This is a genomic window from Micromonospora sp. NPDC048930 (assembly GCF_043197935.1).
GTDB lineage: Bacteria > Actinomycetota > Actinomycetes > Mycobacteriales > Micromonosporaceae > Micromonospora.
The window spans coordinates 328,136-337,907 of record NZ_JBICUB010000008.1 but is presented as its reverse complement, the minus strand read 5'-3'; the positions used below and the strand labels follow the sequence as shown (position 1 = coordinate 337,907).

Sequence of the window (9,772 nt, the reverse complement as noted above, 5' to 3'; positions counted from 1 at the left end):
CGTAGACAACTCTGATGATCGATTCCCGTGCCTGCTCGCTACATCGGAGTACCCGCCTGTCCGTATCTTGGATGCCTACTGCCGGTCGCTCTTATACGGCTCAAGTCCGGACCAGAAACCTGACCAACGGAGATGTCAGACCCACGTGTAAAACCTCTAGAGACACAGAGGACCCGCCTCGGAACGGGCGACAACGGCACCTGGTAACAAGAAGAACGTACGGTTTGGTTTCTGTCTGGCGAGCGGCGAACGGGATGGGTCCAAACGAGAGAAGTTCTCGGCTTTGTACCACTCACAATGCGTGGCACAATGACGGTCGGTGAGCGCCGGGACACCTCTCGTTCACACTTGCCCGGGAAGCCTGCGCGACGAAAATGCGGGGTGACTGCGTATGTCTGGCGATGCCGAAAGGCGTTGGATACCCCCGACCCGTAAGTGGCCCGACCACAAAGACGGCGACATGCAGGACGCGCTTGACCTCGCGCGGCGGCATGGTTGGTGGTATCGGAAGGCCGAAGACCACACGGGAGCGGCGCAGCTCTACTGCCGGCGAGACTCCGAAGAACACTGCTTCTTCCCGATCTTCGGAACAGGTAAATCCCCAGGGGGACCTGCCCGTTCTCTCAAGCGCAAGGTCCGAACGTGCACTCATCGCATTGAAGAGGAAGAACCTAAGATCGAGCAGGCAGAGAGGCTTCTGTCAGGGGCTGATCGCTTGATCGCCGCAGCAGAGTCCTTGCTTCATCGGGCACGCCTGCATGAGCGGGTCGACGAAGCGCTGGCAGAGGCTGAGGAACTCGAGACGATAGCTAGGGCTACAGAGCTGCTCGAGGTCGCGGAGGCCAACGTCGTTCGCATCGATGAGCTCATCGAGCGGGCGGACGAGTGGGACATGGAGGCAACGGCGGCGGGCCGCGATGCCAGGGAAACCCTCGCAGCCGAAGGTGTTGAGACGGAGGATCCGAACGTCCCGGTAGATGCGGCTGAGGAGGTCATCCGGGAGGCGGAAGCCGTGCTGGACGAGGTTCCAAGGCGTCTTGAGCGGGTAGCTGACCTGCGTAACACAGCGAACCTGCTCCGTGGCCGCATATCAGTCGTTCGTACGGAAATCGCATCCACCACACGGAGCTAACGCCGGGTACGTTACCTTGGCTGTTGGCGGATGCCAACATCGGACCTATACTCGCTCCAGGGGGGTCCCTAGGGAGGGAGCTTGGCCGGCAGGGGCGGACTGGCAAGCCGGGCGAGGAACAAGGTCCACTTTAGGAGACGAGGCCATGTATCGCATCGCTCTGCATGTGGGAAACATTGATCTACATGACCCTCACGTCCTGAGTCGCATCGGGGCCGTAGATCCTCTCTGCGAGGTTTCGTGGGAAAGCGTCGACGGCAGAACCTTGGCCGTCATCTACTGTGACGACCATGACCCAATCAGCCATGTCGTAACCATCGCTCGGCGGATCACGCATGCAATCCCGGAGGCGCACGTCGATGGCATTGACCAAGACCTAGTCAGTGTCAGCGACATTGCTCGTCGTGTCGGCATGACCCGGGAGGCTGTACGGCTATGGGTCAAGGGACAGCGGGGACCAGGCGGATTCCCATCTGCGCTGGGCTCGGTTGGTGGTGGTGAACGTGGTTCCACCCAGATCTGGTCCTGGCCAAGCGTTAACGCCTGGCTGGACGAGCACTTTGGTCTAGGTGATGAGGACCAGTATTTGACGCCCGAGCAAGTCACTGTCGCAAATGCGGCAATCCTTCAGGTCGAGGACTATATCGACCATGAATGGAACGAGCTCGTTCAGCTGGACCTAGAGATCGCTGTTGAAGGGCAGGCCGAGGCCCGCCGCAGCCAGAAGCAACGGGAGCTACTCGCCTCACAGGACGGCGATTTTGTACCAGCCGTTGAGCTCCAATGGGAGAGTGCAGCGTGACCGATGTGGCTGATGGCGTCCTCGAACAGCCCTCTACGGAAAGGGAATCCGAATCGTTCTTCGATCAGTTAGAACTCGCGGACGTGCAGGTAACGCGATGGTCAGGAGAACTTGCGGGGGATTTCCCCATCGGAGGTGTTCACGAATTCACGGCGGAACTCCGGGGTCAATACCGATTCCATAACCAAGTGTTCCAGTGTCGATGGAATGTGGACGTCCCGATCCACAGCTCAGAGGGCTCCCCAGTTGCTTCCATCGAAGTCACAGTCCTCGAAACATTTGATGTGCCCGAAGGGCCCAAGCCTCCATCTGATGCTATATCCGCTTTCCTGAAGAGCACCTCTCTCGAAATTGCGATGCCCTACTTTCGTGAGGCGTTGCAATCGATGGGGCAAAAGCTTGGGCTTGGGTCGATCGTGCTTGGCCTAATGCATGAGCCAGGTTGCATGCCGCGAGCTGTCACGATTCAAGGCAAACGTTTCGACGGAAAGCGGCGAATTATTCAACAACAGGAACACAGCGACGCTAGGTCTCTGGGGTCTTCAAACGACGGCCCGGAAGCGTCTTGATGAGGCAGTGGTGGGGGTGCGGCGCGTGTCCACCGGGCAGGCCCCTGGCCTGCCGGCAACGCCGCCCCGCACACTCCGCGCCGCATCCCCACCATGGCCGGCGGCGACTCGCCCTACGGCGCGGCGGTGCGACGGCCGCCGCGCCCCGGCCGGCTGCCGGCCCACCACCTAACCCGTCAACGGCCTGTCGTTCTGCGGCGGCCCTCCGGGCTTCCCGCTCTCCGCGCCAGGCGCCGGGCATCAGGCGTGACGGCCGCAGAGCGACAGCGGCAGCGGCCGGCACGCGCCCAGGCGGCGGCGCGTGCGGCCCGTCGTGGGCGGGCCCTGGTACGTGAAGCGTGCGGCACTTAACAAGCACGCGGTCTTGCTGTTGACCTCCGCGAGCGTTCTTCAGGCGCCTGCCGGTCTGCCCGACGACATGACGCACACATGGAACCAGGGATGGAACGAAGACCAGGTGGTCGTGCGGTCTGGTGTTCTCACCGCTGTTGCCTGCATGGCCTGGCCTCGGCCATGATGACCCGGACCCGTCGCGGCTGCGGTGGGCGGGTGAGCCAGCTCAGGCGGCGATGGCCCGAGCGGCGGCGTACATGTCGGCCGAGAGCGGGTGCTGCAGGCGCCAGAGGATCCGCATCGGTCGGTCGCCGCTGTGTTCCACGTACGTCATCGGTCCGGCGTACAGGTACGGTGGTGCGCCTAGGTCGCGGTCGGCGACTTTGGTTTCCCGGACGAACAGGTGCACTGTCGATCCCCGCTCGGCGTGGTGAATGTAGCGCTGCCCAGTCGCCGATGCCGACGACGTCGTGCTCTGTGACTCCCACTGGAACAGGCTGTCGGTGATGGCCCGATCGGCGTACATGGTCGTCGGGGAGTAGTGCTCCTCGGACTTAACCAGGGTGACGAAGAAGAGGTCGGCCTGCTCGTCCTGCAGCCACTTCACCCCCTCGCGCAAAGATCCCGGGTTCGCCATTCCGAAGGCCGCGCACGCCTCGTTGCGGCTGTAGCGCGCGTGCACCCGCAACGGCACCCGCACCGACTCCGGCTCCACCGTGACTCGGTGGATGCGGTCCCGCAGCACCTCGGCGACCTGACGCAACTCCGCGCAGCGCGCCGGCTCCGCCCAGAGCCGCTTCAACCGGGCATCGCACTCGGTCAGCGGCACCGACGGCCCCCAGAGGCTGAAGTGCAGCATGTTCAGCAGCCGTCCGCCGCCGGGGTGCTCGCCACACGCGAGCCGAGTGAGCAGGTCCAGCCGGTGGATGTCGTCGATGTGCAACATCCGTCCGATGGCCCGGCCTAGCTCGCGATCGTCCGGCCCGCCGGCCGAGGTGTCAATGCCGGCGAGGCGCCGCAGTCCTGCCCACCCGCCGATGCTCGCCGATCGGTAGACGTCCTCGATCTCCAGGCCGCTCTCCCGCAGGAACTCGGCCATACTCACGTCACCGAGCTGCCGCAGCTCCGCCACCAGACCGTTCTTCGAGGTCGGCAGGGCCGACTTCAGGTTGGCGAGCACGAGCTCCTTCGCCACTCGGTCCAGCTCGATGTGGCAGCCACTGGGTAGCGACGGGAAGTCATCCCGCACGGCCGCCTCGACGGCCCGCCGACTGACCCCGGTCAGAGCCCGCCAGCGCAGGTCGAAGCGGAAGTTGGCGTGCTGCCCGCCGATGAAGTCGAGCACGGTCAGGCAAGGCTTGTCGTCGTCCAGGCGCAGACCGCGGCCGAGCTGCTGCAGGAAGATCGTGGCGCTTTCGGTGGGCCGCAGCATCAGGATCGTGTCGACCATTGGCAGGTCGACACCCTCGTTGAACAGGTCCACGGTGAAGAGCACCCGCAGCTCACGGTTTCGGAAGGCCGTCAGCAGCGCCTGCCGCCCGGCGGCGTCGACCCGTGAGGTCACCGGCGCCGACGGTACGCCGTGCTTGGTGAACCAGTCCGCCATGAACTCGGCGTGCCCGATGCTCACGCAGAACCCGAGCGCCCGCATCCGTTCGACGTCGGCGGTATCGCGTACCGCCTGCAGGATCATCCGGGCACGGGCGTGGTTGCCGGTGTAGACGCCGTCCAGCTCGGCCGGGTCGTACCCCTGCCCGCGCTTCCATCGCAGCTGCGACAGGTCGACGTCGTCATGTAGCCCGAAATACTGGAACGGCGCCAGCAGCTGCCGCTCCAGGGCCTCCCACAGGTGCAGCTCCACAGAGGCCCGGCCGTCGAACCACCGCCGCACGTCGCCGCCATCGCTCCGGTTAGGGGTCGCGGTCAGCCCCAGCAGTACGCGCGGCCGCAGCCGCTCCAGCAGTCGGGCATACGTTGGCGCTTCAGCATGGTGGAACTCGTCGACGATCACCATGTCGTACGCCTCGGGGTCGATCTCCTGCTGATGTAGTGACTGAATCGAAGCGAAGACGTATTTCCAGCCCTTCGGCCTATCGCCGCCGACGAGGGTCTCGCCGAAGCTGCCGTCCCCCATCACCTGCCGGAACACCGAGCGGCTCTGCCGCAGGATCTGCTCCTGATGCGCGACGAAGAGCAGCGAGTCGACATCGCCAGCCTTGCGGAGCCGGCGATAGTCCAGCGCCGCCACCACGGTCTTGCCGGTGCCGGTCGCCATCACCACCAGGTTCCGCCAGCGGCCGTGCACCAGCCGCTCGGCATCCAGGTCGTCGAGGATCTCCTGCTGGTACGGGAACGGCCGCACGTCCAGGTTCGCGATCTCGGTCGGCGCCTCGTTAGAGCGCTCGCCGCGCAGCGCGATGCGCAGCCGCTCGGAGTCCTTCGCCGGGTCGTACGCCTCGAACGCCGAGTCGTTCCAGTAGTCGGTGAACGTCGCCTCGAAGGTGTCGATGACGTGCGGCTGCTCCAGGTTTGAGATCCGCACGTTCCACTCGACGCCGTCGACCAGCGCGGCCTTTGACAGGTTCGACGAGCCGACGTACGCGGTGGTGGTGCCGTTGTTGCGGCGGAACAGCCAGGCCTTGGCGTGCAGGCGGGTGGTCCGGGTTTCATACGACACCTTGATGTCGGCGCCCAGCTCGGCGAGCCGGTCCAGGGCCCGCTGGTCGGTCGCGCCCATGTACGTGGTTGTGATGACGCGCAGCCGGCCGCCGCGGGCGATCAGATCGCGGATCGCGGGCGTGACTATGCGCAGGCCGTGCCACTTGATGAACGCGCAGAGCAGATCCACCCGGTCGGCCGAGGCCATTTCGTGGGCGACCTCGTGGCCGATTCGCGGCTGGTGGCGGCCGTTTACCAGCAGGGCGCCGGTGAAGAGCGGAGTGGTGGGGCGTGCCGGGAAGGCGGGTGCGGCGGGCGGAGTCGGTGGGGCGGCGATGGCATGCAGCAGGCGCTGTGCGTCGACGACCTGGTCCTCAGCCGCGACCGCCTGCGGCTCGGCGTTGGCGATGCCCTTGGCGATGCGGTTGGCGAGCTCAACCTGTCGCGCGAGCTTGTCGTCGCCACCGCCTACGGCGAGCAGGGCGCGGCGGGCGAGGATCGCGACGTGCCGGGCGAGTACGTCGTGGGCGTCGGCCGGGTTGAGCTTGTCATGCTGGACCAGGGCGGGGTCGACCTGCTGGAGCTGCTCGGCGAGCTCTCCAGTGATCAAGTGCTCGTATATGCCCCGGCTAAGGTCAGTCACGCCGGGAAGGCTAACGAGCCCGCGTTCAGCCCGCTGCCCGGACGCACGCGGTGCGGACTACGAAGTGAGGACCTTCCTGAAGCCCCAACCTGCCCGCATGGTACGTCGCCCGGCCGGTAGTTGCCTGGAGCAATATAAACATCCGGAGCTGTTGACATAGCAATGAGGCTAACTCGGTCCAGCCGAACGGATGACTGCTCAGGGGTCCCGCCGCTGGGACTGCCGGCGGTAGGGTCCGGGGACCGTCAGTGGGAAGCGGGGTGACGGTGCTTACTGAGTTGTTGCTGCCGCCTTTGAGCAAGGCGGAGCAGTCGGCGGCGGCGTTCGTTGCTAAGCCGCGCTCCGACGTACACCGGGCTGTGGTCGCCGACTCGCCGGTTGGGTCCGAGGGGTCGACGCGCATCGTGCACGTCGCCATTGCGTTGGCCGCCGCGATGGAGCCGACGACCGGCGTTGAACCGGATGCCTGCGCCCTGGCGGTGTCTCGAATAGGAAATTCTCCGCCTATTGGGCAGGAACCCCCCCCTTGGTTGACGCAGTTGCCAAGAGTGACGATGTCTTCGTTCAGCATCCGGTGTACGGCATCGGCAAGTTCCGCAAGCAAGCGGGAGTTGTTCGCTTCTTCGACGGGCCTGCGAAAGATGAGATAGTGATCCCGGTGGGAGACGCTGCCCTTCGGCTGATGCGGCTACAGCGGCACCAGCGAGTCTGGTGTTTCCAGGGTGGAACGTGGCGGATTGGGTTCGTCGATGAGTACGATTCGGACAGCGGCTTGTACTTGGTCGACTTCCTCAACGGGCACTCCGAGTACGCCCCAATCAACCGATTGTACGTACGGTGGTCACAGCCCGTTCATGATCCTGTGGCGCTTTTAAAGACCGGCACCGTCGAGAGTCGGTTCCTGCATGATCGCCGAACCGCCTTCGTGAGGGATGTTCTCCGTCAGCGCGTCGCCGCTCAGGGGCTGGCCGGGATTTGGTCCTCCGGCGTCGAGACACACGCTCACCAGGTCGGAGCCGCGCGCCGCATTCTTGCGGACCCCGTAAAGCGATACCTGCTCGCGGACGAAGTCGGCCTAGGCAAGACGGTCGAGGCAGGGATGGTGCTGCGGCAACTCCTCCTTGATGACACTGGCGACGCGCTCGTTCTCGTGCCGGACGGGCTGTCCGACCAGTGGCAGGACGAGTTGCTATCGAAGTTCCGCGTCGATCAGTTTCCAGATCGGGTCCGGGTACTTCCTCACACCGCCATTCCGTCGGCCACCCCAGCGGAACGGATGATCGTAATCATCGACGAGGTGCATCGGCTGACCGCCACGAATGGTGACAGTGATAGGGATTACCGACGCCTGTGCGAGATCACTCACGCAGCGGCACATGTGCTGCTGCTCTCGGCTACTCCGGTGCGGTCGAACGAAGATGGCTTCCTGAGGATGCTTCACCTACTTGATCCCTCAGCCTACCCGCTCGACAGCGTTCGGGAGTTCCGGCACCGGGTCGAGATCCGTGATGACTTGGCACAGGCCCTGGCTGCCCTCAGCGACGACACGCCGGTCATGTTCCTCGATGAGCCCTGTTCGGCGTTGCGGCAGATGCTGCCCCATGAGCAGTGGCTGCAGCAGGAACTGGATGTGCTCGAGCGCCTAATCGCAGACCGTGACACCGATGCTGTCCGAGCGGTTTGCTACCGCGTCCGAACGCAACTCGCCGAGACGCACCGCATCCATCGCCGAATGATCCGGACGCGCAGAAGCGCCACGCTGGCCCGCCTGTTCCCTGTTCGTGGCCGCACGCTGGGACGGGATTGGTTGACGACTGATACGGACGCCCGCCGTCCCGCTGTCCTGAGGATGATCAATGACTTGCGCGTCGAGTTGGCCGCGTTGGAGTCGCACAACGCTCAAGAGTTCTTTCGTGCTGTTCTCGGCCGAGCCATGGCACCGGTAATTGCGCTCGCAGATCTTGCGATGGCCCTGCGCGGCGAGACCGGCCACGATCTTGACGCTGCGGAGACCGCGTCCCTGACTGCCTTCGCTGGTACGGCACTTGGCATCTCAGTTGCCGATCAGATCGAGGCGATCCTCCAACTAGACACCGACGATGACCGGCTAGCGGCCGTGGTGCAGTGGGCATGGCCGTACGTCGGAAGCCATCGTGTCGCGGTGGCGTGCTCGTTCCCAAAGACGGCCGAGGCGGCTGCGCAGCGCCTGGAAGCTCAGTTCGGCACCGACCGCGTTGTGCGCCTGTTGTCGACGATGAGTGCTGCGGAGCGTGGCGAAGCGGCCCGCCGCTTCGTTGACGAGCCGGCTCGAGCTGTGATTGTGATGGACCGGAGTGGGGAGGAAGGCATCAACCTGCAGGCCGTTGAGGACGTCCTGCACCTGGACCTGCCCGTGAACATTGCCCGCATCGAACAGCGTCTGGGACGGTTTGATCGATGGGCTCCACGAGGCACCTCAGCCAAGACTCCCGTTCGCTCGACAGCGTTTCGTGAGCAATCCGAGGCGCTCGACTCGCACCTGGGAGGATGGCGGCATGCCCTTGACGAGGGGCTGAGCCTGTTCGGAGAGTCAAGCGCAACACTGCAGTACGTACTATCGGAGGTCGAACGCGATTTCCTTGCTGACGCCATTGACCGAGGGCTCCCCGACGCCAGCGTCCGAATGGCTGCGCGCAGAGACGATCTAGATGCGCAGCGGCGGCGAATCGAGGGACAGGATTTACTCGACGCGATCGAGGACCGCGCCGAGGACGGGCAGTTGGCTCGCAGCATGATCGAGGGCGACCGCCCGGACCGTACCCTTAGTGCGTTCCGCGGCTATGCCGTCAAGGTTCTCGGCTTCACCGAGGATGTGAACAAGCACGGCACGCGCTTCGGTATCAGCACCCGGCGCCCGCCCCGCGTAACAGAGTCGGACGTCCACAAGATCGGGCCAGATAACCTGCGCCGCCGTTACGCCCACCGACGTGCCATGGCGGTAAGGGGCGCCGGATTACTCCGGTGGGGCGAGCCCATCGTCGACCGGTTCGCGGACCTGGCGATGCGCGACGATCGAGGACGAGCCTTCGCAACTGAGATCCATCAGCCGCGCCGGGAGCCCGGTTTCGTCGTGGCGGTGTTCATGTTCAGCATCGTCATCGCAGCCGATCCCACGCCTGTTGACCATCTACGAGCGGTTGACCAAGCGGCTGCGGCAGCCGCCAGCACCCGGCTGGGCCAATTGTTCCCGCCGCTGTCCGAGCGGCTGTGGTGGCGGCCCGGCCTGGGCGAACCCCCAGACGAGGTATGCCGGCAGCTCGACACCACCATGGGCGACGACCTGGGCAGCCGCCCGGAACGGCTGGAACAGCTTACCCGAGGGATGAGCTGGCCGGATCAGTGCGAAGAAGCCGCTCGCGACGCGTTGCGGTGGGTCGCGCGCCGCCCCAACGTGCAGCAGCATATCCGCGACGCCTGCACCGGAGCGAAGGCGACGCATGCACAGGAGGAGGCGGTGGTACAGGCGCGTCGTCGGGCTGGGGCGGACGCCTCGAACGACCCGCGCATTCTGGAGGCGGTGTTAGCGGCTGTCGAGGCGCCGCAAATGATGCTCGACTCCTGTGGCGTCGTCTTTCTCACAGGGCCGGAGGCATAAG

The 9,772-nt window shown here is 64.9% G+C and carries 5 protein-coding genes; 4 read left to right on the top strand and 1 reads right to left on the bottom strand.

Features of this window, described 5'->3' with window-relative positions:
- The first annotated feature begins 460 nt into the window (after nucleotides 1-460).
- The 3 genes from ACGFI9_RS23055 to ACGFI9_RS23045 all read left to right on the top strand — a co-directional run bounded on the left by ACGFI9_RS23055 (nucleotide 461) and on the right by ACGFI9_RS23045 (nucleotide 2,503).
- On the top strand, nucleotides 461-1,132 hold the full coding sequence (locus ACGFI9_RS23055; RefSeq protein ID WP_393180758.1) for a hypothetical protein: 672 nt from the start codon (nucleotides 461-463) through the stop codon (nucleotides 1,130-1,132).
- 145 nt (nucleotides 1,133-1,277) lie between these two features.
- Entirely contained in the window at nucleotides 1,278-1,934 is a 657-nt protein-coding gene (locus ACGFI9_RS23050) for a hypothetical protein (RefSeq protein WP_393180757.1), read from the top strand.
- A complete protein-coding gene (locus tag ACGFI9_RS23045) occupies nucleotides 1,931-2,503 on the top strand; it encodes a hypothetical protein (RefSeq protein ID WP_393180755.1) in 573 nt (190 codons plus the stop codon). Before ACGFI9_RS23050 ends, ACGFI9_RS23045 begins: the two co-directional genes overlap by 4 nt.
- Before the next feature lie 559 nt (nucleotides 2,504-3,062).
- Here ACGFI9_RS23045 and ACGFI9_RS23040 read toward each other — a convergent pair.
- Complete coding sequence (locus tag ACGFI9_RS23040) at nucleotides 3,063-6,137, bottom strand: DUF3427 domain-containing protein (protein ID WP_393180753.1); 3,075 nt, start codon at nucleotides 6,135-6,137, stop codon at nucleotides 3,063-3,065.
- 526 nt (nucleotides 6,138-6,663) lie between these two features.
- Between ACGFI9_RS23040 and dpdE the strand changes: the two genes are divergently transcribed.
- A complete protein-coding gene (gene dpdE, locus ACGFI9_RS23035) occupies nucleotides 6,664-9,771 on the top strand; it encodes a protein DpdE (protein WP_393180751.1) in 3,108 nt (1,035 codons plus the stop codon).
- The last annotated feature ends 1 nt before the right edge of the window (nucleotide 9,772 follow it).